Here is a 25,639-nt window from a genome sequence, read left to right on the forward strand (position 1 = left end):
TCCGGCGGTAATTTGCACCAATCTAACATACAGGCTGTAAAACGATAGCCAAACGGCTTATAAATCCTTACTTTCGGATGCGCAGGACAGAGACAATGAGCAAGCCCAATCAGCAAGGAATCACCTTCTCTAAAAACGATGTAGAAATTATTGCACGCGAAACGCTTTATCGTGGTTTTTTTTCGCTGGATTTATACCGTTTTCGCCATCGCCTGTTTAACGGTGGAATGAGCGGCGAGGTGACGCGCGAAATTTTTGAGCGCGGGCATGCCGCAGTCTTGCTACCCTTTGACCCGGTACGTGATGAAGTGGTGCTGGTCGAGCAAATCCGCATCGCCGCGTATGATACCAGCGAGAGCCCGTGGCTGCTTGAAATGGTCGCCGGTATGATTGAGGACGGTGAGACCCCCGAGGACGTTGCCCGCCGCGAAGCGGTAGAAGAAGCCGGGCTGGTCGTCGGGCGGACAAAACCGGTCTTGAGCTACCTGGCCAGCCCAGGCGGCACCAGCGAAAGACTGTCGATTCTGGTCGGTGAAGTCGATGCCACAACGGCAAAAGGGATTCACGGTCTGGCGGATGAAAATGAAGACATCCGGGTGCATGTGGTAAGCCGGGAGCAGGCTTATCAGTGGGTTGAAGAGGGGAAAATCGACAACGCGGCCTCTGTCATCGCCTTGCAATGGCTGCAATTGCATTATCACAATTTACGTAATGAGTGGACAAAATGAAGCGTTATACACCTGACTTCCCGGAAATGATGCGCCTGTGTGAAACCAATTTTGCTCAGTTGCGCCGCTTGTTGCCTCGAACCGATGCAGCCGGCGATGTCGCGGGCTATCAGGTGGGCAATGCGCAATATCGATTAACTATCGTCGAGTCGACCCGCTACACTACATTAGTGTCAATTGAGCAGACGGTTCCGGCGGTAAGTTACTGGAGTTTACCGTCAATGACGGTACGTCTGTATCATGACGCGATGGTCGCTGAAGTGTGTTCGACTCAGCAGATCTTTCGCTTCAAAGCAAAGTATGATTATCCTAATAAAAAGTTGCATCAACGCGACGAAAAGCATCAAATTAATCAGTTCCTGGCGGACTGGCTGAGATACTGTTTAGCACATGGAGCGATGGCGATTCCGGTTTGTTAGCGTCGTGAAACCTAAGGACACCATTTGGAAAGCCTGTTGAATCTGCCTCTGGCTGGTGAGACCAGAGTCAGGATATTACAAATTACTGATACTCACCTGTTTGCTGAAAAACATGAAACGCTGTTAGGTATCAATACCTGGGAAAGCTACCAGGCCGTGCTGGATGCCATCCATGCCTCACAGCGTCCATGCGATCTTATAGTAGCAACAGGCGATCTGGCGCAGGACCATTCAGCCGCGGCCTATCAGCACTTTGCTGAAGGTATCGCGAGTTTTGCCGCGCCCTGCGTCTGGTTGCCGGGCAATCATGACTTCCAGCCGGCGATGTACAGCACGCTGCAGGAATCAGGTATTTCCCCGGCCAAAAGGGTCTTGCTGGGCGATCGTTGGCAAATATTGCTGTTGGACAGCCAGGTGTTTGGCGTTCCCCACGGCGAGCTGAGCGACTTTCAGCTTGAGTGGCTGGAGCAGAAGCTGGCGGAAGAGCCTGAGCGTTATACGCTGCTGCTGTTGCATCATCATCCGCTCCCTTCGGGTTGTAGCTGGTTGGATCAACACAGCCTGCGGAACGCCGGGGCTCTGGATCGTGCGCTGGCCGCTTTCCCGCGCGTAAAACATTTACTCTGCGGCCATATTCACCAGGAACTGGACCTCAACTGGAACGGGCGGCGGATGATGGCCACTCCCTCGACCTGCGTACAGTTTAAGCCGCATTGCGCCAATTTTACCCTGGATACCATTTCTCCCGGCTGGCGCTGGCTGGAACTGCACGCCGACGGTACCTTGACCACGGAAGTTTGCCGCCTTAACGGCGTGAAGTTTCACCCGGATATTGCTTCAGAAGGATACTGATGGCTACGCTCCTTTATCTGCATGGTTTTAACAGTTCACCGCGGTCGGCAAAAGCGACGGCGTTGAAGGACTGGCTGACGCAGACCTTTCCCGAGATTACGATGGTGGTGCCTGAGCTACCCGCCTACCCGGCAGAAGCGGCGGAGATGCTGGAAGCCATTGTGCTGGAACGCGGCGGGGAACCGCTGGGGGTGGTGGGGTCTTCGCTGGGAGGCTACTATGCCACCTGGCTATCGCAGTGTTTTATGCTGCCGACGGTGGTGGTTAACCCGGCGGTACGCCCGTTTGAACTGCTGAACAATTTCCTTGGCCCCAATGAGAATCCGTACACGGGGCAGCAATATGTGCTAGAGTCACGCCATATTTACGATCTCAAAGTCATGCAAATCGACCCGCTGGAAGCGCCTGATTTAATCTGGCTGCTGCAGCAAACGGGCGATGAAGTGCTTGATTACCGCCAGGCCGTTGCTTACTACGCCTCATGCCGGCAGACGGTAGAGGAGGGCGGCAATCACGCATTTGTCGGCTTTGAAGATCATTTCACTCAGATTATCGATTTTCTGGGTCTGCGTTAAGCGGCCCTGGATGACCTACGAATACACACCATGACGCAATCTTCATATAACGCTGATGCCATTGAGGTACTCACCGGGCTAGAGCCGGTTCGCCGCCGTCCGGGGATGTACACTGACACAACACGTCCTAACCATCTCGGCCAGGAAGTTATTGATAACAGTGTGGATGAAGCACTGGCTGGCCATGCGAAACGCGTGGAGGTCATTCTTCATGCCGATCAATCGCTGGAAGTGATCGACGATGGACGCGGGATGCCGGTTGATATCCACCCGGAAGAAGGGGTTCCGGCGGTTGAGCTGATCCTGTGCCGGCTGCATGCGGGCGGCAAATTCTCCAGCAAGAACTACCAGTTCTCGGGTGGCCTGCACGGGGTGGGTATTTCGGTGGTCAACGCCCTGTCGAAGCGTGTGGAAGTGAACGTCCGCCGCGATGGCCAGATCTACAGCATCGCCTTCGAGAACGGCGATAAAGTTGAAGATCTTCATGTCACCGGTACCTGCGGTAAACGCAATACCGGAACCAGCGTGCATTTCTGGCCGGATGAGAGCTTCTTTGACAGTCCGCGTTTTTCCGTCTCGCGTCTGACGCATGTACTCAAAGCTAAAGCCGTGCTTTGCCCCGGGGTCGAGATTGTCTTCCGTGACCAGGTAAACAACAGCGAACAGCGCTGGTGTTACCAGGACGGCCTGACTGATTACCTGTGCGAAGCGGTGAACGGCCTGCCGCTGCTGCCGGAAAAACCGTTCGTCGGCAACTTCTCCGGCGAAACCGAAGCGGTCGACTGGGCGCTGCTGTGGCTACCGGAAGGCGGGGAGCTGCTGACCGAAAGCTACGTTAACCTGATCCCGACCATGCAGGGCGGTACCCATGTTAACGGCCTGCGCCAGGGGCTGCTCGAAGCGATGCGCGAGTTCTGTGAATATCGCAATATCCTGCCGCGCGGCGTGAAGCTGTCTGCGGAAGATATCTGGGATCGCTGTGCCTACGTGCTGTCGGTGAAAATGCAGGATCCGCAGTTTGCCGGTCAGACCAAAGAGCGCCTCTCTTCGCGTCAGTGCGCGGCGTTTGTCTCCGGGGTGGTGAAAGATGCCTTCAGCCTGTGGCTGAACCAGAACGTTCAGGCCGCGGAGCTGCTTGCCGAGATGGCCATCTCCAGCGCTCAGCGCCGGATGCGCGCTGCCAAAAAGGTGGTTCGTAAAAAGCTGACCAGCGGCCCCGCGCTGCCGGGCAAGCTGGCGGACTGTACCGCCCAGGATCTGAACCGTACCGAGCTGTTTCTGGTGGAAGGGGACTCGGCAGGCGGTTCTGCCAAGCAGGCGCGCGACCGGGAATATCAGGCGATTATGCCGCTGAAGGGTAAAATCCTTAATACCTGGGAAGTCTCATCTGATGAAGTGCTGGCCTCGCAAGAGGTGCACGACATTTCGGTGGCGATCGGTATCGATCCGGACAGCGACGACTTAAGTCAGCTCCGCTACGGCAAGATTTGTATTCTCGCGGATGCGGACTCCGATGGCCTGCACATTGCCACGCTGCTGTGTGCGCTGTTTGTGAAGCACTTCCGCACGCTGGTGAAGCACGGGCACGTCCACGTTGCGCTGCCGCCTTTGTACCGTATCGATCTCGGCAAAGAGGTTTACTACGCGCTGACGGAAGAAGAGAAAGCCGGCGTGCTGGAGCAGCTCAAACGTAAGAAGGGCAAACCGAACGTACAGCGCTTTAAAGGGCTGGGTGAGATGAACCCGATGCAGCTGCGTGAAACCACGCTTGACCCGAATACCCGCCGCCTGGTTCAGCTGATTATCAGTGATGAGGATGAGCAGCAGACTACCGCGATGATGGATATGCTGTTAGCCAAGAAACGTTCGGAAGACCGACGTAACTGGCTGCAGGAGAAAGGGGATATGGCGGATCTGGAAGCCTGACCTGCTGTTTAAGCAGAACTGGCGCTCCGCCAGTTCTGACTCACTTCTGGTTTTTTCTTTGTGCGCAGGGTGCGCAGGCTTAAATGCCGGACTGCAGGATACGGATACTGGTCTCCAGCACGTCGCCTTTCACCGCTTCAGCGTATGCTTTCATATGCGGAGTTTGCAGATGCGCTTCAAGATGGGCAACGCTTTCCCACTGTTCAACCATGACGATCGAATCCGGAGAGGTGCTCTGGAAACTCACGCCGGCAGCGTGGTCCACCAGCGGCGCATAGCCGTGGCAGCCCTCTTCCTGTAAAACCACCGGAACAAGTTTTGCAAACTGATCAAGTACCGCCTGGCGATGATGTTGGCCCGGGCGTGTACGAATTTCTGCGATCACTGTCAACATGATTAACTCAACTCCTTCTGTATGTAGACCTTTAGTTAACCAAAAATCTGCGCCAGATGCTTGCGATATTCTGCTATGTCACGCGGAACATCCGGCATTTTAATGACGTCGTTGGCGATAAAGGTCGGCAGAGGGGTCATGCCGAGGAACTGGTTGGCTTTATGGAACGGCAGATAAACGCCGTCAACGCCCACGCCGTGGAAGAACTGATCCTTATCGGTGAAGGCATCCATCGGTGCGTTCCAGGTCAGGGAGAGCATGTATTGCTTGCCCTGAATCAAGCCGCCGGAACCATATTTCTTGCTGGCGTCGGAGCGGGTGCGTCCGTCGCTGGCATACAGCGAGCCATGCCCTTCGGTGAAGACGTCATCAATATATTTCTTCACGGTCCACGGCGCGCCCATCCACCAGCCCGGCATTTGCCAGATAACCACGTCGGCCCAGAGGAAATTCTGTACTTCTTGCCGGACGTCGTAATCGCTTTCCGCACGAACGATTTTAACATCATGCCCGGCGTCGCGCAGATAACCATCCGCGACCTCGGTCAGGGTGTCATTCAACTGGCCGTTTGAATGGGCGAATTTCTTCGCGCCGTTGATAATCAGGATGTTGCTCATTTTTTACCCTTCAGGTTTCGAGTTTGTCACTGATTTTACCCCGCGAGGCGGGGCGGTAAAATGAGCAAAATGTGCAAAGTCTTTTGCGTTAATTGCAATAATTGCTACCAGCGCACGCGCGCCGCGAAACCGCCTTCGGGCGCGTTGCTGAAGTCTACCGTCATCCGGTGCAGCGCGGCAATGCGGCGGACGATAGATAATCCCAGCCCGCTACCGGGCTCATCCTGGCCGGGAGGGCGATAGAAGCGCTCGCCGATACGCGCCAGCGCCTCGGGGCAGACGCCCGGGCCATTATCGCGAACGGAAAACTCACGGGCATCAAGAGTGATATCGACCTGGCTGCCGCGCGGGCTGTAACGTACGGCGTTATCCAGCAGATTGCGCACCAGCAGACTCAGCAGCAGCGGCTGGCCCGGCTGCATGACCTGAGTTGCGTTCAGGTGCAGGCGAAGCTCAATGCCCGCCTGCTGCGCAGAGTGGTACATCTCCATGACCGACGATTGCAGCAGCTCATCGATGGCTATCGTATGCACATCATCAAGCTGCGCCAGAGAATCGAGGCGCGACAACGTTAAAAGCTGGTCTACCAGCCGGGTTGCGCGGTCAATTCCTTCATGCAGCTGCGCCAGCGCTTTCTCCCGCCCCTGCGGGTCGTCCATTGATAGCTGAGCGACTTCAGTCTGCACTTTCAGGGCTGCAAGCGGGCTGCGCAGCTCGTGTGCGGCATCGGAGGTAAACCGGCGCTCGCGTATCATGGTGTCATGCGTACGAGCAAACAGCTGATTCAGGGCATCGACCAGCGGCCGGACTTCACTGGGCACCTTGTCGACGTTAAGCGATTCCGCCGAGTCCGGCGCGCGCAGGCGCAGCGTTCTGGCCAGCTGTTTTAACGGCGCCAGCTCCCGGCTCAATAGCACAATCAGCAGCAGGAACATCAGCGGCAGCGCCACCAGCCAGGGAGTCAGCTGGGAGGTGACGATATCCAGCGCCATTTCCCGCCGGTAGTCCCACTCCTGACCCACGACAATACGGTAGCGGCCATCGCCGGTGGTTAGCTGCAGGAAGCGCCATTCATCATCATCGTTATTCAGATAGCCATCGCTGAAGCCTTCCCGACGATTTTGCCACGGGATGTCCTGACCATTCTCGCCGTCGTGAAGCAGGCGCTTGCCGTCGGCCGTGAATATCGCGAACGCCAGCGCGTCGTCATCGAGGTGGCCGTGCTTGATCTTCTTTTTTGTCCGCACCGGCGCCGTGAGCGTATGCAGCTCGTCGAAATTCATGGCGCTCAGTCGGCGGGCAAACAGCAGCTGTTGGGTATCAAAGAGCTTATCCAGTTTTTCCGTGGTTTGTTGCCAGGCAAAAAAGCAGGCGATGCCCCAGGCCGCGCTGGTCAACAGGAAAAACAGGAGCGTCAGGCGGACGCGCAGGCTAAGTCGTTTCATGCATCACCGAGGGTATAGCCGATACCGTGAACGGTACGAATAAATTCACTGCCGAGCTTGCGGCGCAGGTGATGAACGTGCACCTCGACCGCATTGCTGGAGACATCGTCATCCCAGGTATAGAGTTTCTCTTCAATGAGCTTGCGCGGCAGCACACGTCCGGCATTGCGCATCAGCAGCTCCAGCAAGGCGAACTCTTTTGGCTTCAGCGCCAGGTTGTCGCCGTTCACCGTTACGGTCAGGCCAATGGGATCGAGCGCAACGTGGCCATGGCGCAGCTCGCTGCTGCTCTGGCCGTGGGTGCGACGAATCAGGGCCTCCAGACGGGCGGCAACTTCAATCAGCGCGAAAGGTTTACACAGATAGTCATCGGCGCCGAGGCGCAGCCCTTCAACCCGCTGGCTGAGCGCATCGCGGGCCGTGAGGATCAGTACCGGCTCGTGGCGGCCCTGATTACGCCATTCGCGCAGGATATCCAGCCCGTCGATGCCGGGCAGCGTCAGGTCGAGGATCGCCGCGTCATAGGGCGCCGTATAGAGCGCGGTTTTGCCCTCTTCGCCGCGGGTAAACCAGTCGATGCTGAAGCCCATTTTTGTCAGCCCGACTTTAATGCCATCGCCGATGAGCTTGTCGTCTTCCACCAGTAAAATGCGCATTGGCCGCTCCTGTGGCTGTCATGAGTACGCGCAGTAAACCGCGTTGCGGCAGGCGCTGTACAGTAATAAAATTTCTTTTTTCTGCTTAAGAAGTCGTTAAGTTTTGCCTGATGTAATCATGGTCATATAACCAGACAAGGAGAACATCTTATGAAGAAAATGGCTGCAATGACCGCGATCGTCGCTTTAATTTCGATGCCGGTGCTGGCTGCTGAACAAGGTGGTTTTAACGGACCGGGTGCGACGCAAACCAGCCAGACGTCTACGCAAAAAGGCGGTTTTATTGGCCCGAGCGGGAGCGTAACGACGGTGGAAAACGCCAAATCCTTGCGGGATGACACCTGGGTGACCCTGCGCGGTAAAATCGTGCAGCGGATTTCCGACGATCTGTATAAATTCCAGGATGCTTCCGGGACGGTGAATGTGGATATTGACCATAAACGCTGGAACGGCCTGACCGTCACACCGCAGGACACCGTTGAGATCCAGGGGGAGGTCGACAAAGACTGGAACTCGGTCGAAATCGATGTGAAGCAGATTACTAAAGTCACCCCGTAAGCGCGACATCGCGCAAGATCGGTCAGGAATCGCTATCCTCGCGCTGCCAGAGTATGTCCGGAGGAGGAGACGATGAACGAGACCAGAACCAGCCCGGCGTACGCCGGGCGTTTTCAGCGCGTGTGTTTATACATTGAGCGTCATCTGGATAAACCCCTGTCGCTGGAGACGCTGAGCGCGATCGCGCACAGCTCGCCGTATCACTTTCACCGGCAATTCACTGCCTGTAGTGGCGTACCGCTATATCGCTATATCCAGTGGCTGCGTCTGCGCCGCGCCTGCTGGCGTCTGGCGTTCAGGCCGCAGGATAAAATCATCGATATTGCCCTTGATGCCGGGTTTCAGAATCCGGAATCGTTCAGTCGTGCCTTCCGTGCCGCGTTCGCTCAAAGCCCCAGCCAGTTCCGTCAACAGCCGGACTGGCAGGAGTGGCATCGACGCGTTCCGAAACATACGTTACAGGAGCAACATCCGATGGTGGTTAAAATAGTCCAGTTCCCTGAGACGCAGGTGGCGATGTTGCGCCACCGCGGCAGTCCTGATTTGGTCAATGCTACGGCGGCGCAGTTTATCGCCTGGCGCAAGGCGAGCGGGTTATCGCCGGTCGCCACCAGCGCGACCTGGGGCGTGTCGTGGGACGATCCCGCGGCCACCCCCGCTGACGATTTCCGTTTTGATATCTGCGGGTCGGTCAGCGAACCGATCGCGGAAAACGCCTTTGGCGTGGTGAATGGCACCATTCCGGGCGGGCGATGCGCAGTGGCGCGCCATCACGGCTCGCTGGATACGCTCGCGCAAAGTATCTGGTCTCTCTACCGCGACTGGCTACCGACGTCGGGCGAAACGCCACGCGATTTTCCGCTGTTTTTTCGTTACCTCAACTTCGTGCATGAAGTCGGCGAACACGAGCTACAGACCGATATTTATCTGCCGTTACGCTGATTAGCGCCAGCGGAATCCTCAGCCGATCTCACGGCCTGTGACTCAGGGCGTGAGATCGGGTATTATCGCGGGTAGTTTTGCCGCCCGCACGGTCGGTACGCAGATTGAGGATTCACGATTAATGAGCGATATGGCAGAGCGCCTTGCGCTGCATGAATTTACGGAAAATGCTTACCTGAACTATTCCATGTACGTCATCATGGACAGGGCGTTGCCGTTTATTGGCGATGGTCTGAAGCCGGTCCAGCGTCGCATCGTTTACGCGATGTCTGAGCTGGGGCTGAACGCCAGCGCGAAGTTCAAAAAGTCCGCCCGCACCGTGGGTGATGTGCTGGGTAAATATCACCCGCACGGCGATAGCGCATGCTATGAAGCTATGGTGCTGATGGCGCAGCCATTCTCCTACCGCTACCCGCTGGTGGATGGGCAGGGGAACTGGGGGGCGCCGGACGATCCTAAATCCTTCGCCGCGATGCGTTATACCGAATCCCGTTTGTCGAAGTATGCGGAACTGCTGCTGGGCGAACTGGGGCAGGGAACCGTCGACTGGGTGCCGAACTTCGACGGGACGATGCAGGAGCCGAAAATGCTGCCTGCGCGTCTGCCGAATATCCTGCTGAACGGCACTACCGGCATCGCCGTCGGTATGGCAACCGATATTCCTCCGCACAACCTGCGTGAAGTGGCGCAGGCTGCCATTACGCTGATCGAAAAACCGCAGACCTCGCTCGACGAACTGCTGGATATCGTTCACGGGCCAGACTACCCGACCGAAGCCGAAATCATTACTCCACGCGCGGAGATCCGCAAAATCTACCAGAACGGTCGCGGTTCGGTGCGGATGCGTGCGGTATGGAAAAAAGAGGACGGCGCGGTAGTGATTACGGCGTTGCCGCATCAGGTTTCCGGCGCCCGCGTGCTGGAACAGATTGCCGCTCAGATGCGCAACAAAAAGCTGCCGATGGTTGACGATCTGCGCGATGAGTCGGACCACGAAAACCCGACGCGCCTGGTGATCGTCCCGCGTTCGAATCGCGTGGATATGGAACAGGTGATGAATCATCTGTTTGCGACCACCGATCTTGAAAAAAGCTATCGCATCAACCTGAACATGATCGGCCTCGACAATCGTCCGGCGGTAAAAAACCTGCTGGAGATCCTCGCGGAATGGCTGACCTTCCGCCGCGATACCGTGCGTCGTCGTCTGAACTACCGGCTGGAGAAAGTGCTCAAGCGTCTGCACATCCTCGAAGGTTTGCTGGTCGCGTTCCTCAACATTGATGAAGTGATTGAAATTATCCGCCACGAGGATGAACCGAAGCCGGCCCTGATGTCGCGTTTTGGCATCAGCGAAACCCAGGCGGAAGCGATCCTTGAGCTGAAACTGCGTCACCTCGCCCGACTGGAAGAGATGAAGATCCGCGGCGAGCAGAGCGATCTGGAAAAAGAGCGCGATCAGCTGCAGGCGATTCTGGCCTCTGAACGGAAGATGAACAACCTGCTGAAGAAAGAGCTGCAGGCCGACGCCGAAACCTTCGGCGACGATCGTCGTTCACCGCTGCGCGAGCGCGAAGAAGCAAAAGCGATGAGCGAGCATGACATGCTGCCGTCTGAACCGGTGACCATCGTGCTGTCGCAAATGGGCTGGGTGCGGAGCGCCAAAGGCCACGATATTGACGCGCAGGGCCTGAGTTATAAAGCCGGCGATAGCTGGAAGGCGTCGTCGAAAGGCAAGAGCAACCAGCCGGTGGTGTTTATTGATACCACCGGGCGTAGCTACGCCATCGATCCCATTACGCTGCCGTCGGCACGCGGTCAGGGTGAGCCGATTACCGGCAAACTGACGCTACCGCCGGGCGCCAGCATTGAACATATGCTGATGGAAAGCGACGATCGCAAGCTGCTGATGGCCTCCGACGCCGGCTACGGTTTCGTCTGTACCTTCAACGATCTGGTGGCGCGCAACCGCGCAGGCAAGGCGCTGATTACGTTGCCGGATAACGCGCGCGTCATGGCGCCGCTGGTGATTGAGGATGATTCAGACATGCTGCTGGCGATCACCGCTGCCGGACGCATGCTGATGTTCCCGGTCAGCGACTTACCGCAGCTGTCGAAAGGTAAGGGGAATAAGATTATCAATATTCCGTCGGCGGAAGCGGCTTCCGGTCAGGATGGCCTGGCGCACCTGTTCGTGCTGCCGCCGCAGAGCACGCTGACTATCCACGTCGGGAAACGCAAAATTAAACTGCGTCCCGAAGAGCTGCAAAAAGTCACCGGTGAACGCGGTCGTCGCGGCTCGCTGATGCGCGGACTGCAGAAAATCGATCGTGTGGAAATCGATTCGCCGCGTCGGGCATCGTCGGCGGGCGATAGCGAAGAGTAAGATGAGCCTCCCCTGCTATCCGGTAGGGGAGGCTAAAATTTGCCGCAAAATCGTTGTTTATTCAGGTGTTGCGATTAACAATAGGCGCAAAATCATTCAAGATACGTCGGGGCGGCCAGCAAATGACACCCGACGCCTGCAATCTGCTAAACAGCGAGTCAGTACCCTTTACACGTGAGTTGCGCTGAAATGCAACGACGAGCGTGTCAGGCGTGTCGTGCACGTGCGGTCACGATGTACCGGGCGATATCGCCGTTCGCGCGCATACGAGCTGAAGTTTAACGGGTATCATTCTAAGCGGTTTGGGTTTTAGAGGTAGCTATGCTATTTATTTTTCGACTAATTGTTGTTGTTATTTATTGTCTCTTTGTGTGCATATTTGGCTGTATTTACTGCTTGTTCAGCCCGCGTAATCCTAAACACGTGGCCACCTTCGGGCATCTGTTTGGCCGGCTCTCTCCGCTGTTCGGCCTGAAGGTCGAAACGCGTAAGCCTGCTGATGCAGAGAGCTATGGCAATGCGATCTACATCGCTAACCATCAGAACAACTATGATATGGTGACGGCATCAAATATCGTACAGCCGCCGACCGTGACCGTGGGTAAAAAGAGCCTGGTGTGGATCCCGTTTTTTGGTCTGCTCTACTGGTTGACGGGGAACCTGCTGATTGACCGTAATAATCGGGCGAAAGCGCATGGCACTATCTCGCAGGTCGTCAATACGTTTAAAAAACGCAAAATCTCTTTCTGGATGTTCCCGGAAGGTACGCGCAGCCGCGGTCGCGGTTTGCTCCCCTTTAAAACCGGCGCTTTCCACGCGGCGATTGCCGCTGGCGTACCGATTATTCCGGTGTGCGTTTCCAATACTTCGAATAAAATTAACCTCAATCGCCTGAACAATGGTCTGGTGATTGTCGAAATGCTGCCGCCGGTCGATACCAGCCAGTTTGGTAAAGAGGGCGTACGTGCGCTGGCAACGCACTGCCGCGAGCTGATGGCGGCGAAGATTGAAGAGCTGGATCGCGAGGTTGCTGAACGCGAAGCGGCGGCAAAGAAATAAACCAGGAACTGCCGCAATAATGCGAGCACAGGGCTAGCGGGAAACGAATTCCCTTTTTGATGAGTTAGTATTCCATGGAGTTAATATGTCACTCAGTCGGCGTCAGTTTATTAAGGCTTCAGGCGTAGCGCTGTGCGCGGGAGCCGTGCCGCTGAACGCACATGCCGCCGGCCAGCAGCCAGCCTTGCCGGTTCCACCGCTGCTGGAATCCCGCCGCGGCCAGCCGCTGTTTTTAACTCTGCAGCGGGCGCACTGGTCATTTACCCCGGGAACGCGCGCCTCGGTATGGGGCGTGAACGGTCGCTATCTCGGGCCGACGATCCGCGTGTGGAATGGCGATGATGTTAAGCTCATTTACAGCAACCGCCTGACGGAAAACGTCGCCATGACCATTCGGGGCCTGCAGGTTCCCGGTCCGCTGATTGGCGGCGCGGCGCGAATGATGTCGCCGAACGCCGACTGGGCGCCGGTGCTGCCGATTCGCCAGAGTGCCGCCACGCTGTGGTATCAGGCGAATACCCCGAACCATATGGCCAGACAGGTCTATAACGGTCTGGCGGGCATGTGGCTGGTGGAAGATGAAATCAGCAAAAATCTCCCGGTACCTAATCACTATGGCGTGGATGACTTCCCGGTGATTATTCAGGACAAGCGGCTGGATAATTTCGGTACCCCGGAATACAGCGAACCCGGCAGCGGCGGTTTTGTCGGCGATACGTTGCTGGTGAACGGCGTACAGAGTCCGTATGTCGAAGTGTCGCGCGGCTGGGTGCGCCTGCGTCTGCTGAACGCCTCTAACTCCCGCCGCTATCAGCTGCAGATGAGCGATGGCCGGCTGATACACGTTATCTCCGGCGATCAGGGCTTTTTACCTGCGCCGGTGTCACTGAAACAGCTGTCGTTGGCCCCCGGCGAACGGCGAGAAATTCTGGTGGATATGACCAACGGCGATGAGGTGTCGATTACCTGCGGCGAAGCGGCGAGCATCGTTGATCGTATCCGTGGCTTCTTCGAACCGTCGAGCATCCTGATTTCTACGCTGCTATTAACGTTGCGTCCGACGGGCCTGCTGCCGCTGGTTACCGATAGTCTGCCGGTGCGTTTGCTGCCGACGGAGTTCCTGTCCGGTACGCCGCTTCGCTCACGGGATATCTCTCTGGGCGACGATCCGGGCATTAACGGTAATCTGTGGGATCCGCAGCGCATTGATATCACCGCCCAGCAGGGCACCTGGGAGCGCTGGACCGTGCGCGCCGATCGGCCGCAGTCGTTCCATATAGAAGGGGTGATGTTCCAGGTGCGTAATGTGAACGGGTCCGCGCCGTTCCCGGAGGATCGCGGCTGGAAAGATACCGTCTGGGTCGACGGGCAGGTGGAGCTGCTGGTGTACTACGCGCAGCCTTCCTGGCCGCATTTCCCGTTCCAGTTCCTGAGCCAGACGCTGGAGCTTGCCGACCGTGGTTCCATTGGCCAGATGCTGGTCAATCCCGCACCGTAATGCCTTATACCCTGACCGGATCGCGGTCAGGGTATAAGAAAATCTCCCTTCATTTCCATCATCGATCCGGCTTATAATCGCCGCCCTTTGATTATTTTTTTATCATTTTTTCCGGAAGCAATATGAGCGCAATATCCCTGATCCAACCGGATCGTGACCTTTTTTCCTGGCCGCAGTATTGGGCCGCCTGCTTTGGCCCGGCGCCATTTTTACCAATGTCACGCGAAGAGATGGATCAACTTGGCTGGGATAGCTGCGACATTATCCTGGTCACCGGCGATGCGTATGTCGACCATCCGAGCTTCGGAATGGCGATCTGCGGACGCATGCTGGAAGCGCAGGGATTCCGCGTCGGGATTATTTCCCAGCCTGACTGGAACAATAAAAATGACTTTATGCGCCTCGGCAAACCGAACCTGTTCTTCGGGGTCACCGCCGGCAATATGGACTCGATGATCAACCGCTACACCGCTGACCGTAAGCTGCGCCACGATGATGCTTATACCGCGGGCAATGTTGCCGGTAAACGTCCTGACCGCGCCACGCTGGTCTATACCCAGCGCTGTAAAGAAGCGTGGAAGGATGTCCCGGTTATCCTCGGGGGAATCGAGGCCAGCCTGCGTCGTACCGCGCATTATGATTACTGGTCTGATACCGTGCGCCGTTCGGTGCTGGTGGACTCGAAAGCCGATATGCTGATGTTCGGCAACGGCGAGCGTCCGCTGGTGGAAGTGGCGCATCGTCTGGCTGCCGGTGAGCCGATTGGCCAAATTCGCGACGTGCGTAATACCGCCATTATGGTCAAAGAGGCGCTGCCGGGCTGGAGCGGTGTGGACTCTACCCGTCTGGATACGCCGGGTAAAATTGACCCGATCCCGCACCCGTATGGCGAAGACCTGCCGTGCGCGGATAACAAAACCGTCGCGCCGCCAAAACAAGAAGCCAAACGTGTTACCGTTCAACCGCCGCGTCCGAAGCCGTGGGAAAAAACCTACGTCCTGCTGCCTTCCTTTGAGAAGGTGAAAGGGGACAAGGTGCTGTACGCGCACGCGTCACGTATTCTGCATCATGAGACCAACCCGGGCTGCGCGCGCGCGTTAATGCAAAAGCACGGCGAGCGTTATATCTGGGTTAACCCACCGGCAATCCCGCTGTCGACGGAAGAGATGGACAGCGTGTTTGCGCTGCCGTATAAGCGCGTCCCGCACCCGGCATATGGCGACAGCCGTATTCCGGCTTACGAGATGATTCGTTTCTCGATAAACATTATGCGCGGCTGTTTCGGCGGCTGTTCTTTCTGCTCCATCACCGAGCATGAAGGGCGCATCATTCAGAGCCGTTCCGAAGATTCGATCATCAACGAGATCGAAGCGATTCGCGACACGGTTCCCGGCTTTACCGGTGTTATCTCCGATCTTGGCGGCCCGACAGCTAACATGTATATGCTGCGCTGCAAGTCGCCGCGTGCGGAACAAACCTGTCGCCGTTTATCCTGCGTCTATCCGGATATCTGTCCGCACATGGATACCAACCATGAGCCAACGATCAATCTGTATCGTCGCGCCCGCGATCTGAAAGGGATTAAAAAAATCCTCATCGCCTCTGGCGTGCGCTATGACATCGCCGTCGAGGATCCGCGCTACATCAAAGAGCTGGCGACTCACCACGTTGGCGGCTATCTGAAGATTGCCCCGGAACATACGGAAGAAGGCCCGCTGTCAAAAATGATGAAGCCGGGTATGGGAAGCTATGACCGCTTTAAAGAGCTGTTCGATACCTATTCGAAGCAGGCGGGCAAAGAGCAGTACCTGATCCCATACTTTATCTCTGCGCACCCGGGGACTCGTGATGAAGATATGGTGAACCTGGCCCTGTGGCTGAAAAAACACCGTTTCCGTCTCGACCAGGTCCAGAACTTCTATCCGTCGCCGCTGGCCAACTCGACCACCATGTATTACACCGGCAAGAACCCGCTGGGTAAGATTGGCTATAAGAGTGAAGACGTTGTGGTGCCGAGAGGCGACAAACAGCGCCGTCTGCATAAAGCGCTGTTGCGTTACCACGATCCGGCGAACTGGCCGCTGATTCGTCAGGCGCTGGAGAGCATGGGCAAGAAGCATCTGATTGGATCGCGCCGCGACTGTCTGGTTCCTGCACCAACGCTGGATGAGATGCGTGAGGCGCGTCGTCAGAACCGCAATACCCGCCCGGCGTTAACCAAACATACGCCCATTGTGCATCAGCGTTCGAACGGTGGGGAGACGGCGAAGAAGCCCGTAAAACGCGGCAAGGTCGCCAGCCGTTAAGTCTGTTGTATGGCCCGGTGGCGCTGCGCTTTCCGGGCCGGTAAACGGTGAATCACAGGCCGGATCGGCGTCAGCGCCATCCGGCCTGTTTGCGCTCTATCCGCCGAACTGATCCGGATCCGGGCCCAGACGTTTGTTCTGGTCCAGTTTTGCCATCTCACCCAGCTCGTCTTTATCGAGACGGAAATCCCAGACGTTGAAGTTCTCCGCAATACGCGCCGGCGTTACGGATTTCGGAATCACCACCAGCCCATTGTCCAGGTGCCAGCGGATAACAATCTGCGCGGGCGTTTTACCGTATTTATCCGCGAGATGGTGAACAATTTTCCGATCGAAAACGCCTTCTCCCCCCTGCGCCAGCGGGCTCCAGGATTCCGTCTGAATTTTATGCGTGGCGTTCCAGGCATGAAGCTGACGTTGCTGTAGCAAAGGGTGAAGCTCTACCTGGTTTATCACCGGCACGATGCCGGTTTCATCGAGCAGCCGCTGGAGATGGTGTACCTGGAAGTTACAAACGCCGATGCTTTTGACCAGCCCCTCTTTTTGCAGCTCAACCATGCCTTTCCAGGCGTCAACATAGTGGTCAATCGCCGGAACCGGCCAGTGCATAAGATAGAGATCGACATAATCGAGCTGCAGCTTGCTCAGGCTCTCTTGCAGCGCTTCACGAGGCCGTTTTTGGTCGTCGTTCCACAGTTTCGTGGTGATAAACAGCTCATCGCGGGGGACGCCTGCGCTGCGCAACGCATTGCCGACACCGGTCTCATTTTGGTATGCGGCGGCGGTGTCAAAAGAGCGATAACCGACTTCCAGCGCCTTATGAATGGCGGAGACGACTTCCTCGTTGCCTGCTTTCCACACGCCGAGACCCAGTTGTGGCATCAGGTTGCCGTCGTGCAGTTTTATAACGGTTGGATGTGTCATGCCTTCCTCCTGTTAATGAAACTCAGCGGTATACATTCCGCTAAGGGGTAGCATTAAGTCTGGACGAAATAGCTAAAAACGGTAGTAAAACTCTTCTCCTTCCCACAAGTTCACGGGAAGGAGAGGAGGGGGAGAAAGGGAAAACTTAGCGTGCAGCCTCGTAAATCCGGCGGCTGACCTCAAGGGTGATATCCTGATTTTCACCCAGCGCCGTCATGCCGTGTTCTTCCAGTTTAGCCAGTAATGCCGGGATGGAGCTACCGTCCAGACCGTAGTCGGAAAGACGGGTCGGTACGCCAAGCTGTTCGAAGAAGTTACGCGTCGCGGCGATAGCGGCATCGATACGTTCGTCTTCAGAGCCCTCGGTAATATTCCAGACGCGAGCGGCATACTGCAGCAGCTTCGCGCGTTTAGTCTCGCGTTTTTCATTCCACAATACTGGCAGCACGATGGCCAGCGTCTGGGCATGATCGAGGCCATGCATCGCGGTCAGCTCATGACCCAGCATGTGCGTTGCCCAGTCCTGGGGAACGCCGGCGCCGATCAGGCCGTTTAGCGCCTGGGTCGCGGCCCACATAATATTGGCGCGAACGTCGTAATTTTCCGGCTCCTTCAGCGCTTTCGGACCCTCTTCAATCAGGGTCAGCAGAATGCCTTCGGCGAAGCGATCCTGAATTTTGCCATCAACCGGGTAGGTAACGTACTGCTCAACGGTATGGACAAATGCGTCAACCACGCCGTTGGCCACCTGACGCGGTGGCAGGGTATAGGTATAAACCGGATCGAGGATCGCAAACACCGGCTGCACATGAGAAGACATGAAGGCGCGTTTGTCGCCGGTCGTTTTACGTGAAACCACGGCACCTTTATTGGATTCGGAACCGGTTGCCGGCAGCGTCAGCACGGAGCCCATCGGGATCGCACTTTTCACGTGGCTGCCGTAGGTTTCGAGAATTTCCCACGGATCGACGTTTTCGTCATAGTGCGCCGCCGCGGCGATGAATTTGGTGCCATCCAGTACCGAACCACCGCCGACGGCGAGCAGGAAGGTGACGTTTTGTTCACGGGCGATTTTCACCGCGTTCATCAGCGTTTCGTAAGAGGGGTTTGGTTCAATCCCGCCAAACTCCAGAACGTCGAAGCCGTTCAGGGCGTTGAGGACCTGATCGAGCACGCCGGTTTTTTTCACGCTGCCGCCGCCGTAGGTCACCAGAATCCGGGCATCCGCCGGGATTTGGTCGCGCAGGTTAGCGATGGCGCCTTTACCAAACAGGATGCGGGTTGGGGTATGTAGATCGAAATTGTTCATTATTCGTGCCCTCAAAAAAAGAAAACTGCCGACTGAGAGGATGCCTCGGCCAGATGACGGTCATTGTGGTCCTGTCGCCGGTTCCTCTCAATGCACATTCCTGCCGTTGTCTTGCCCATTTCTCCACCGGGCTGGAGAAAAGGCAGAAATATGCGCACAATGCAGAGGTGAGAAAACGTCTGGAGAAGCACCGAAAATGAACCGCGCCGAGATATGCCAGCTGTTGACGGAAAAGGTTAATGCACTGAAAGATAACGAAGAAAACCTCAGCTTGCTGCTGCCAGATATTCGTCTGTTGTACGGCACGCAGCCGGGGACTCGCACGCCGGTGATGTACCAGCCAGGCATTGTTTTTCTCTTTTCAGGTCATAAAATTGGCTACATCAATGAGCGGACTTTTCGCTATGACACCAATGAATACCTGCTGTTGACGGTCCCCCTGCCGTTTGAGTGCGAGACCTTTGCAACGCCAGAGGTGCCGCTTGCGGGATTGCGCCTGAATGTGGATATTCTTCAGCTGCAGGAGCTGCTGATGGACATTGGCGAGGACGCGCTGTTTCAGCCCTCGATGGCCTCCAGCGGCATCAACTCGGCGGCGTTATCGGACGAGATCCTGTGTGCCGCGGAGAGGCTGCTGGATGTGATGGAGCGGCCGCTGGATGCGCGTATCCTTGGCAAACAGATCATCCGCGAGATCCTCTATCACGTGCTTACCGGGCCATGCGGCGGGGCGCTGCTGGCGCTGGTCAGCCGACAAACCCACTTCAGCCTGATTAGCCGTGTTCTGAAGCGCATTGAAAGCCAGTACACCGAAAACCTCAGCGTCGATCAGCTGGCGGCGGAAGCCAATATGAGCGTCTCGGCGTTTCATCATAATTTCAAATCGGTGACCAGCACCTCGCCGCTGCAGTATCTCAAAAGCTATCGCTTACATAAGGCGCGGATGCTGATGATTCATGACGGGATGAAAGCCAGCGCCGCGGCGATGCGCGTCGGTTACGAGAGCGCGTCGCAGTTCAGCCGTGAGTTTAAACGCTACTTTGGCATGACGCCGGGAGAAGATGCGGCGCGAGTGCGCAGCATGCAGGGGGCCTGATTTGGTTGCCGCGGGCGCGAAGCCGGTTCCGGCAGCGGCTGGTTTTATTTGTTTCCTGCCGCCGGCGAGGCAAATTTCGTCCTTTTTTTAACGCCTGCGCTCTTTTTTTAACCTCTCTTTTGATTTTGGCCAACTCCCTTATCGATATATACCTGATTATATAGCGAATGATTTTTGCCCAGCCGACCGTCCCAGCCGGGGAATATCATCGGCAGGCGCTTCGTCGCCGTATTGCGCCAGCGTTTGGCGGATAACGCCATGCAATCGTTACTCAATTAACGCTATCAATACGCAGGGAAAATGGGATATGAAAATAATAAAGTGGATCGTTATCGCCCTGGCGGCGCTCGGTAGCCCGCTCGCTTTTGCCGCTGAGCTGCATCTGTACGCGGGTGCCGGACTGCGTGTCCCGGTCGATCAAATTGTCGCCAGGTATGAAAAAGAGAGCGGCAACACGGTGATCGTCGAGTATGGCGGCTCCGGCCAGATCCTGACGCGTTATCAGCTTACGCAGCAGGGCGATCTTTTCCTCCCCGGTTCGGCCGATTACGTCGAAAAACTCCGGCAGCAGGGGAAAGTGGCGGCCGCCTTCCCCCTCGTGCACCACACCCCGGTAATGGCCGTGCGTAAAGATAAGGCGGCGGGTATCGACTCCTATGCCGCGCTGGCCGATAGCTCGCTGAAAATTGGCATGGGCGATCCCCAAAGCATCGCGTTAGGCAAAAGCGGTGAGAAGCTGCTGGAGGCCACGGGATATGGCGAAGCGCTGCGTCAAAAGGTGGTGGTTCGCACCGCGACGATCAAACAGCTGGTGCTCTATTTGCTGAACGGCGACGTTGACGCCGCGGTGATCGGCCGAACGGATGCGGTAAAAAACCGGCAGCAGCTGGTTCTGCTGCCGGTGCCGGCGAATACGCCGGATGAGGTGGCAACGCTTGCGGTGCTGCGGACCAGTCAGCACCCCGAGGAGGCCCGTCAGCTGGCGAACGCTTTTACCTCCGCGCAGGGGATAAAAACGTTTACCGACCTCGGCTATCTGCCGCTGGAAAAGTAAACCCAGATGGCTAATCGTCAGGCAAATTCTCTGGTCGGGCTGATGTTTGCGCCGCTCTGTCTGCTGCTGATGCTGGTTGTCGGCTCGCTGCTGTCGCTGGTATTCGAACTGGACTTGGCCACCCTCATGCAGGTCTTGCAGGAGCCGGAGCTGCACTTTGCCATCGCGATGTCGGTGGGCACCGCCTTGCTGTCGCTTCTGCTGGCGCTGCTGATCGGGATACCCGCCGCGTGGGTGATGGCGAGAACCGCCTTCCGCGGGAAAGGTATTATCGACGCGCTGCTGGATATTCCGCTGGTGACGCCGCCGCTGATCGTCGGCATTGGGCTACTGCTGTTGCTGGGTCAGCGCGGGCCGCTGAACGGTATCTTTCCGCAGCTCTCCGCGCTGCTCTTCTCTCCGCTGGGCGTGATTATCGCCCAGACCTACGTTGCCAGCGCGATAGTGGTCCGGGCGGCGAGCGCCGCATTCTCATCGCTCGACCCGGCATTTATCGCCACGGCGCATAACCTTGGGCTGACGCCAGTCCGCACGCTGCTGCTGGTTGAAATCCCGCTGTGCTGGCCCTCCCTGCTGAGCGGCGGCGTGCTGGCGCTGGCCAGGGCACTGGGGGAGTTTGGTGCGACCCTCATGCTGGCAGGGGCGATCCGCTTTAAAACGGAAACCCTGCCCATGGCGGTGTACCTGAATATTGCCAGCGGCGATTTTTCACTGGCGATAGGCTGCTCGCTGCTGCTGATTGCGCTGGCAGGGCTGCTGCTGGTGATTCTGCACTGGATCCAACGACTCTATAAAGCGAGAGAGTATGTTGCGCGTTGAAAATGTCACCACGCGGATTTTGCAGGGGATAAGCTTCCGCGTGCCGGAGGGACGCTGTGTGGCGATCGCCGGGCCGTCCGGGAGCGGCAAGACCACCATGCTGAACGCGATTGCCGGAGCGCTTCCTTATCAGGGAACGATTTATCTTGCCGGACAGCGCCTTGACGACCTGCCGCCATGGCAAAGGCCGTGCCGCTATCTCAACCAGCGTCTTTACCTTTTTCCTTACCTGACGGTTCGCGGCAACCTCGCGCTGGCGCAGTACGCGGCGGGCCTTCCACGGGTCAAGAAGGAGCAGATGGATCTGCTGGAAGAGATGGGCATCGCTCACCTGGCGGAGCGCTATCCGCGGCAGATTTCCGGCGGGGAGCAGCAGCGGGCGGCGCTCTCCAGGGCGCTGATCTCCCGCCCCAGGCTGCTGCTGCTGGACGAGCCTTTCTCAAGCCTCGATCGCGGGACCCGTGTCCGGCTATGGGAAGCGGTGCGTTCTCTGCGACGCCATGCGGTGACGGTGGTGCTGGTGACGCACGAACCGGAAGAAGCGGCGGCGCTGGCTGACAGGCGGCTGGTGTTACTCAACGGCAGGCTGGTTAGCGAGGGGGGAGAATAAGGGAGGGCCCCTCCCTTATTTATGCTTTATTACGCGCTGCAGAACTTTTTCTTAATGACCACTACCAGGGTACCCACCAGCCCGGCCACCAGCAGCGCGATTGGCAGAATCATCAGGCAGGTCATGACCTGGTCTTCATGTCGCTTCACAAACGGGATCATGCTGAGCGCATAGCCCAGACCGGTAACCACGCCGACCCACAGCAGCGCGCTGAGCCAGTTGAAGAACTGAAAGCGGCGGTTGGAGAGCCCGGAAATGCCGGCCATCGTTGGCAGCAGGGTGCGCACGAAGGCGAGGAAACGACCGGCCAGCAGCGCCAGAAGACCATGTTTATCAAACATACAGGTCGCACGTTGATGGTACTTCTGCGGCAGATGGGCGAGCCAGCCTTTAACGGTTTCGGTATTGCCAAGCCAGCGTCCCTGCAGATAGCTCAGCCAGCAGCCGAGGCTGGCAGCGGCGGTAAGGATGGCAAGAGTCGGCACAAAGTCCATGACGCCTTTGGCTATGAGCGCACCGGCGAGCAGCAGCAGGCTGTCCCCGGGTAAAAATGACGCGGGCAGCAGACCGTTTTCCAGAAACAATGTCATGAACATGACCAGATATACAACGCCCACGACCTGGGGGTTTGCCAGCGCGGCAAAATCATGTTGCCACAGGGCGGCGACAATCTCTTGAATGACAACCATGGACTTTCCTAAGTGGTACCGTATTTTTGACTAGTGTACTCCTGAAGAGCCCCGAACACCTTGATCTCGGGCGCAACAAAAGCGGCCGCCTTACGCAGAACGTCCGCTATTGTTGCCACTCGCTGCCACTTTACACGATACGGGAGAAGCCTGCCGCTAAATCCGCCAGCAGATCGTCAACATTTTCTAAACCGATATGGACGCGAATCAGCGTGCCGCTGAAATCGACTTCAGCTTCCGGACGAATTGAGGCGATTTGTTCCGGCTGGTTAGCCAGAATCAGCGATTCAAAACCGCCCCAGGAGTAGGCCATGCTGAACAAGCTGAAGTTGTCGAGGTATGCAGCAAGCTCGGCGTCGGTCAGACGTTTATTGAGGACAAAAGAGAACAGGCCGCTGCTGCCGGTAAAATCGCGCTGCCAGAACTCGTGGCCTTTGCTGCCCGGTAGCGCAGGGTGATTGACGCGCGCGACCTGCGGATGTTGCGCCAGCCATTCGGCGATACGCAGGCTGCTTTCATGATGCTGACGCAGGCGCACGCCAAGGGTGCGCAGGCCGCGGCTGGTCATATAGGCGGTATCCGCATCGACCATTTGCCCCATCAGGTAGGCGTTTTCCCGCAGCTGATCCCAACAGCGTGCGTTGGATACCGCGGTGCCGACCATCGCATCAGAGTGGCCTATCAGGTATTTCGTCCCGGCCTGGATGGAGATATCGACGCCAAAATCCAGCGCTTTAAACAGCACGCCGGCAGCCCAGGTGTTGTCGATCATGATAATCGCCTGTGGGGCAACGCGGCGTACGGCGGCAACGATTGCCGGAACGTCGTGAACTTCCATGGTGATAGAGCCGGGAGACTCGAGGAACACCACCCGGGTGTTTGGCTGAATCTGGCGGGCGATATCGGCGCCAATCAGCGGATCGAACCAGCTGGTGGTGACGCCGAGCTTCGCGAGGATTTTAGTGCAAAAGTCCTGGCTGGGCTCATACGCGGTGTTGGTCATCAGGACATGGTCGCCCTGTTCAACGAAGGCCAGAATAGTATTGGCAACGGCTGCGGCGCCGCAGGGAAACAGCGCGCACCCGGCGCCACCTTCCAGTTCACACATGGCTTCCTGTAACGAAAAGTGGGTCAATGTCCCGCGACGGCCGTAAAACAGCTCGCCTTTTGCCCGGTTGCGGGTGGCGTGCTTTTTGGCTTCGACAGTCTCGAACACCAGCGATGAAGCACGCTGAATCACGCTGTTGACCGAGCCCTGAGTATATTTTTTACTGCGCCCGGCATTGACCAGCGCGGTATCAAGATGTTTATCAGCCATGTTTTTTTACCTGGTTTTATACGTCTGGACGTCTAAACTAACATGAATGGCCCAACCTGTACCGGGGAATGGCCGATACGGGCAAAAATTTTGCGAAATCCGCGGTCGGCCACTTTTTTACTGCGTAAGCGCAAGGAATCTAAACGTGATTTGCTGCACAGTGTAAATACTAATGAGAACCACTATCAATTCGATGCTTTTTTGATATTATTGTGCTCAGATTTTGTGATTGACGTCCTGGAGATTCAGCGTGGGTAATAATTTGATGCAGGCGGACCTGTCCGTTTGGGGTATGTATCATCATGCCGATATTGTCGTTAAGGTCGTGATGATTGGCCTGATTTTGGCGTCGATAGTCACTTGGGCTATCTTTTTCGGCAAAGGTGCTGAAATGCTCTCCAGTAAGCGCCGTCTCAAGCGCGAACAGCAGTTGCTCGGCGAGGCTCGTTCTCTCGATCAGGCCAGCGATATCGCCAGCAGTTTCCACCCGAAAAGCTTAAGCACCCAGCTTATCAACGAAGCACAGAACGAGCTGGCGCTCTCTGAAGGCGTCGAAGATAACGAAGGGATTAAAGAGCGTACCGGTTTCCGCCTTGAGCGTCGCGTGGCGTTCGTCGGCCGTTACATGGGCCGCGGCAACGGTTATCTGGCGACCATCGGGGCGATTTCCCCGTTCGTCGGCCTGTTTGGTACCGTCTGGGGTATCATGAACAGCTTCATCGGCATTGCGCAGACGCAGACTACCAACCTTGCAGTCGTTGCACCGGGCATCGCTGAAGCGCTGCTGGCAACGGCTATCGGCCTGTTTGCGGCGATTCCTGCCGTGGTTATCTATAACATTTTTGCCCGCATGATCGGTAGCTACAAAGCGTCGCTCGGCGATGTTGCCGCGCAGGTGCTGCTGCTGCAAAGCCGTGACCTGGATCTGAGCGCCAGCGGCGTAAAACCGGTCCGTACCGCGCAAAAATTACGAGTAGGTTAATGCTTTATGGCAATGCATTTTAACGAAAACCTCGATGATAACGGCGAAATGCATGACATCAACGTCACGCCGTTTATCGACGTCATGCTGGTGCTGTTGATCATCTTTATGGTGGCGGCACCGCTGGCGACCGTGGATGTGAAGGTCAACCTTCCGGCCTCCTCAAGTCAGCCGCAGCCGCGTCCGGAAAAGCCGATTTATCTGTCGGTGAAAGCGGATAAAACGATGTTCCTCGGCAACGATCCCATTACCGAAGAGAGCATGATCGGCGCGCTGGATTCGCTGACTGAAGGGAAGAAAGATACCACCGTCTTCTTCCGCGCGGACAAAACCGTGGATTATGAGACGATGATGAAGGTCATGGATACCCTGCACCAGGCGGGTTATCTGAAGATTGGTCTGGTGGGTGAAGAAACCGTAAAAGCGAAATAACCCCCCCGACGACGCTTCTCAGGCTGGCCATGCGCCAGCCTTTTTTTA

The 25,639-nt window shown here is 56.8% G+C and carries 24 protein-coding genes and 1 pseudogene; 17 read left to right on the plus strand and 8 right to left on the minus strand.

Annotated elements, in window-relative coordinates:
- Window positions 1–95: 95 nt before the first annotated feature.
- The 5 genes from nudF to parE are packed head-to-tail and all read left to right on the plus strand — an operon-like array spanning window position 96 to window position 4,500.
- Window positions 96–728 (plus strand): ADP-ribose diphosphatase, encoded by a 633-nt coding sequence (gene nudF / locus AC236I_RS03400; RefSeq protein WP_004867773.1) that lies wholly within the window; start codon window positions 96–98, stop codon window positions 726–728.
- Window positions 725–1,147 (plus strand): DUF1249 family protein, encoded by a 423-nt coding sequence (locus AC236I_RS03405; RefSeq protein ID WP_004867771.1) that lies wholly within the window; start codon window positions 725–727, stop codon window positions 1,145–1,147. Before nudF ends, AC236I_RS03405 begins: the two co-directional genes overlap by 4 nt.
- A 24-nt stretch (window positions 1,148–1,171) precedes the next feature.
- Window positions 1,172–1,999, plus strand: coding sequence for a 3',5'-cyclic-AMP phosphodiesterase (gene cpdA, locus AC236I_RS03410; RefSeq protein WP_004867768.1), 828 nt, complete (start codon window positions 1,172–1,174; stop codon window positions 1,997–1,999).
- Window positions 1,999–2,574 (plus strand): esterase YqiA, encoded by a 576-nt coding sequence (gene yqiA, locus AC236I_RS03415; protein WP_004867764.1) that lies wholly within the window; start codon window positions 1,999–2,001, stop codon window positions 2,572–2,574. The genes cpdA and yqiA overlap by 1 nt, the downstream gene beginning before the upstream one ends.
- A 30-nt stretch (window positions 2,575–2,604) precedes the next feature.
- Window positions 2,605–4,500, plus strand: a complete 1,896-nt coding sequence (gene parE, locus AC236I_RS03420; protein ID WP_004867763.1) for a DNA topoisomerase IV subunit B — start codon at window positions 2,605–2,607, stop codon at window positions 4,498–4,500.
- A gap of 79 nt (window positions 4,501–4,579) precedes the next feature.
- Here parE and AC236I_RS03425 read toward each other — a convergent pair whose 3' ends face one another.
- The 4 genes from AC236I_RS03425 to qseB form a co-directional block, all read right to left on the minus strand.
- The gene (locus AC236I_RS03425; protein WP_004867760.1) at window positions 4,580–4,894 is read right to left on the minus strand and encodes a putative quinol monooxygenase; all 315 of its coding nucleotides are present in this window, start codon (window positions 4,892–4,894) and stop codon (window positions 4,580–4,582) included.
- A gap of 35 nt (window positions 4,895–4,929) precedes the next feature.
- Window positions 4,930–5,511, minus strand: a complete 582-nt coding sequence (locus AC236I_RS03430) for an NAD(P)H-dependent oxidoreductase (protein ID WP_004867755.1) — start codon at window positions 5,509–5,511, stop codon at window positions 4,930–4,932.
- A gap of 104 nt (window positions 5,512–5,615) precedes the next feature.
- On the minus strand, window positions 5,616–6,956 hold the full coding sequence (qseC, locus tag AC236I_RS03435; RefSeq protein ID WP_162660720.1) for a quorum sensing histidine kinase QseC: 1,341 nt from the start codon (window positions 6,954–6,956) through the stop codon (window positions 5,616–5,618).
- Window positions 6,953–7,612 (minus strand): quorum sensing response regulator transcription factor QseB, encoded by a 660-nt coding sequence (qseB, locus tag AC236I_RS03440; protein ID WP_044347910.1) that lies wholly within the window; start codon window positions 7,610–7,612, stop codon window positions 6,953–6,955. Before qseB ends, qseC begins: the two co-directional genes overlap by 4 nt.
- 150 nt (window positions 7,613–7,762) lie before the next feature.
- On the opposite strand from qseB, the gene AC236I_RS03445 reads away from it, so the two are divergent.
- From AC236I_RS03445 to AC236I_RS03470, 6 genes and pseudogenes are all read left to right on the plus strand, one after another.
- Window positions 7,763–8,170: a YgiW/YdeI family stress tolerance OB fold protein gene (locus AC236I_RS03445; protein WP_004867749.1), complete on the plus strand. Its 408-nt coding sequence runs from the start codon at window positions 7,763–7,765 to the stop codon at window positions 8,168–8,170.
- 72 nt (window positions 8,171–8,242) lie between these two features.
- Entirely contained in the window at window positions 8,243–9,112 is an 870-nt protein-coding gene (locus AC236I_RS03450; protein ID WP_487608689.1) for an AraC family transcriptional regulator, read from the plus strand.
- 121 nt (window positions 9,113–9,233) lie between these two features.
- Window positions 9,234–11,495 carry a DNA topoisomerase IV subunit A gene (gene parC, locus AC236I_RS03455; protein ID WP_004867745.1) on the plus strand — a complete coding sequence of 754 codons (2,262 nt, stop codon included), beginning with the start codon at window positions 9,234–9,236 and terminating at the stop codon, window positions 11,493–11,495.
- A gap of 321 nt (window positions 11,496–11,816) precedes the next feature.
- A complete protein-coding gene (gene plsC, locus AC236I_RS03460) occupies window positions 11,817–12,554 on the plus strand; it encodes a 1-acylglycerol-3-phosphate O-acyltransferase (RefSeq protein WP_004867743.1) in 738 nt (245 codons plus the stop codon).
- 85 nt (window positions 12,555–12,639) lie between these two features.
- Complete coding sequence (ftsP, locus tag AC236I_RS03465) at window positions 12,640–14,052, plus strand: cell division protein FtsP (RefSeq protein ID WP_015585703.1); 1,413 nt, start codon at window positions 12,640–12,642, stop codon at window positions 14,050–14,052.
- 33 nt (window positions 14,053–14,085) lie between these two features.
- A pseudogene (locus AC236I_RS03470) lies at window positions 14,086–16,325 on the plus strand (YgiQ family radical SAM protein); the annotation flags it as partial.
- Between the two features lie 129 nt (window positions 16,326–16,454).
- Here AC236I_RS03470 and dkgA read toward each other — a convergent pair.
- Window positions 16,455–17,282 carry a 2,5-didehydrogluconate reductase DkgA gene (gene dkgA / locus AC236I_RS03475; protein WP_004867733.1) on the minus strand — a complete coding sequence of 276 codons (828 nt, stop codon included), beginning with the start codon at window positions 17,280–17,282 and terminating at the stop codon, window positions 16,455–16,457.
- Between the two features lie 145 nt (window positions 17,283–17,427).
- Complete coding sequence (gene yqhD, locus AC236I_RS03480; protein WP_004867729.1) at window positions 17,428–18,591, minus strand: alcohol dehydrogenase; 1,164 nt, start codon at window positions 18,589–18,591, stop codon at window positions 17,428–17,430.
- A gap of 196 nt (window positions 18,592–18,787) precedes the next feature.
- On the opposite strand from yqhD, the gene AC236I_RS03485 reads away from it, so the two are divergent.
- The 4 genes from AC236I_RS03485 to AC236I_RS03500 all read left to right on the plus strand — a co-directional run bounded on the left by AC236I_RS03485 (window position 18,788) and on the right by AC236I_RS03500 (window position 22,170).
- Window positions 18,788–19,687, plus strand: coding sequence for an AraC family transcriptional regulator (locus AC236I_RS03485; RefSeq protein ID WP_004867724.1), 900 nt, complete (start codon window positions 18,788–18,790; stop codon window positions 19,685–19,687).
- A 307-nt stretch (window positions 19,688–19,994) separates the two neighbouring features.
- Entirely contained in the window at window positions 19,995–20,741 is a 747-nt protein-coding gene (gene modA, locus AC236I_RS03490) for a molybdate ABC transporter substrate-binding protein (protein WP_015585704.1), read from the plus strand.
- Window positions 20,742–20,747: 6 nt separating this feature from the next.
- Window positions 20,748–21,560 (plus strand): ABC transporter permease, encoded by an 813-nt coding sequence (locus tag AC236I_RS03495; protein ID WP_239614013.1) that lies wholly within the window; start codon window positions 20,748–20,750, stop codon window positions 21,558–21,560.
- Window positions 21,547–22,170, plus strand: a complete 624-nt coding sequence (locus tag AC236I_RS03500) for an ABC transporter ATP-binding protein (protein ID WP_015585706.1) — start codon at window positions 21,547–21,549, stop codon at window positions 22,168–22,170. Before AC236I_RS03495 ends, AC236I_RS03500 begins: the two co-directional genes overlap by 14 nt.
- 29 nt (window positions 22,171–22,199) lie before the next feature.
- Here the strand turns inward: AC236I_RS03500 and yghB are convergent, their stop codons facing one another.
- Window positions 22,200–22,859, minus strand: coding sequence for a DedA family general envelope maintenance protein YghB (gene yghB / locus AC236I_RS03505; RefSeq protein WP_004867712.1), 660 nt, complete (start codon window positions 22,857–22,859; stop codon window positions 22,200–22,202).
- A gap of 130 nt (window positions 22,860–22,989) precedes the next feature.
- Window positions 22,990–24,177, minus strand: a complete 1,188-nt coding sequence (metC, locus tag AC236I_RS03510) for a cystathionine beta-lyase (RefSeq protein ID WP_015585707.1) — start codon at window positions 24,175–24,177, stop codon at window positions 22,990–22,992.
- A 250-nt stretch (window positions 24,178–24,427) separates the two neighbouring features.
- On the opposite strand from metC, the gene exbB reads away from it, so the two are divergent.
- Window positions 24,428–25,159, plus strand: coding sequence for a tol-pal system-associated acyl-CoA thioesterase (gene exbB, locus AC236I_RS03515; protein ID WP_004867704.1), 732 nt, complete (start codon window positions 24,428–24,430; stop codon window positions 25,157–25,159).
- 6 nt (window positions 25,160–25,165) lie between these two features.
- A complete protein-coding gene (gene exbD, locus AC236I_RS03520; RefSeq protein ID WP_004867700.1) occupies window positions 25,166–25,591 on the plus strand; it encodes a TonB system transport protein ExbD in 426 nt (141 codons plus the stop codon).
- The last annotated feature ends 48 nt before the right edge of the window (window positions 25,592–25,639 follow it).

This window comes from Klebsiella sp. Sb-30, assembly GCF_057652795.1.

Coding starts and splice junctions, on each gene's coding strand:
- nudF (WP_004867773.1), top strand. CDS start 96: ATGAGCAAGCCCAATCAGCAAGGAATCACCTTCTCTAAAAACGATGTA.
- AC236I_RS03405 (WP_004867771.1), top strand. CDS start 725: ATGAAGCGTTATACACCTGACTTCCCGGAAATGATGCGCCTGTGTGAA.
- yqiA (WP_004867764.1), top strand. CDS start 1,999: ATGGCTACGCTCCTTTATCTGCATGGTTTTAACAGTTCACCGCGGTCG.
- parE (WP_004867763.1), top strand. CDS start 2,605: ATGACGCAATCTTCATATAACGCTGATGCCATTGAGGTACTCACCGGG.
- AC236I_RS03425 (WP_004867760.1), bottom strand. CDS start 4,894: ATGTTGACAGTGATCGCAGAAATTCGTACACGCCCGGGCCAACATCAT.
- AC236I_RS03430 (WP_004867755.1), bottom strand. CDS start 5,511: ATGAGCAACATCCTGATTATCAACGGCGCGAAGAAATTCGCCCATTCA.
- qseC (WP_162660720.1), bottom strand. CDS start 6,956: ATGAAACGACTTAGCCTGCGCGTCCGCCTGACGCTCCTGTTTTTCCTG.
- qseB (WP_044347910.1), bottom strand. CDS start 7,612: ATGCGCATTTTACTGGTGGAAGACGACAAGCTCATCGGCGATGGCATT.
- AC236I_RS03445 (WP_004867749.1), top strand. CDS start 7,763: ATGAAGAAAATGGCTGCAATGACCGCGATCGTCGCTTTAATTTCGATG.
- AC236I_RS03450 (WP_487608689.1), top strand. CDS start 8,243: ATGAACGAGACCAGAACCAGCCCGGCGTACGCCGGGCGTTTTCAGCGC.
- parC (WP_004867745.1), top strand. CDS start 9,234: ATGAGCGATATGGCAGAGCGCCTTGCGCTGCATGAATTTACGGAAAAT.
- plsC (WP_004867743.1), top strand. CDS start 11,817: ATGCTATTTATTTTTCGACTAATTGTTGTTGTTATTTATTGTCTCTTT.
- ftsP (WP_015585703.1), top strand. CDS start 12,640: ATGTCACTCAGTCGGCGTCAGTTTATTAAGGCTTCAGGCGTAGCGCTG.
- dkgA (WP_004867733.1), bottom strand. CDS start 17,282: ATGACACATCCAACCGTTATAAAACTGCACGACGGCAACCTGATGCCA.
- yqhD (WP_004867729.1), bottom strand. CDS start 18,591: ATGAACAATTTCGATCTACATACCCCAACCCGCATCCTGTTTGGTAAA.
- AC236I_RS03485 (WP_004867724.1), top strand. CDS start 18,788: ATGAACCGCGCCGAGATATGCCAGCTGTTGACGGAAAAGGTTAATGCA.
- modA (WP_015585704.1), top strand. CDS start 19,995: ATGAAAATAATAAAGTGGATCGTTATCGCCCTGGCGGCGCTCGGTAGC.
- AC236I_RS03495 (WP_239614013.1), top strand. CDS start 20,748: ATGGCTAATCGTCAGGCAAATTCTCTGGTCGGGCTGATGTTTGCGCCG.
- AC236I_RS03500 (WP_015585706.1), top strand. CDS start 21,547: ATGTTGCGCGTTGAAAATGTCACCACGCGGATTTTGCAGGGGATAAGC.
- yghB (WP_004867712.1), bottom strand. CDS start 22,859: ATGGTTGTCATTCAAGAGATTGTCGCCGCCCTGTGGCAACATGATTTT.
- metC (WP_015585707.1), bottom strand. CDS start 24,177: ATGGCTGATAAACATCTTGATACCGCGCTGGTCAATGCCGGGCGCAGT.
- exbD (WP_004867700.1), top strand. CDS start 25,166: ATGGCAATGCATTTTAACGAAAACCTCGATGATAACGGCGAAATGCAT.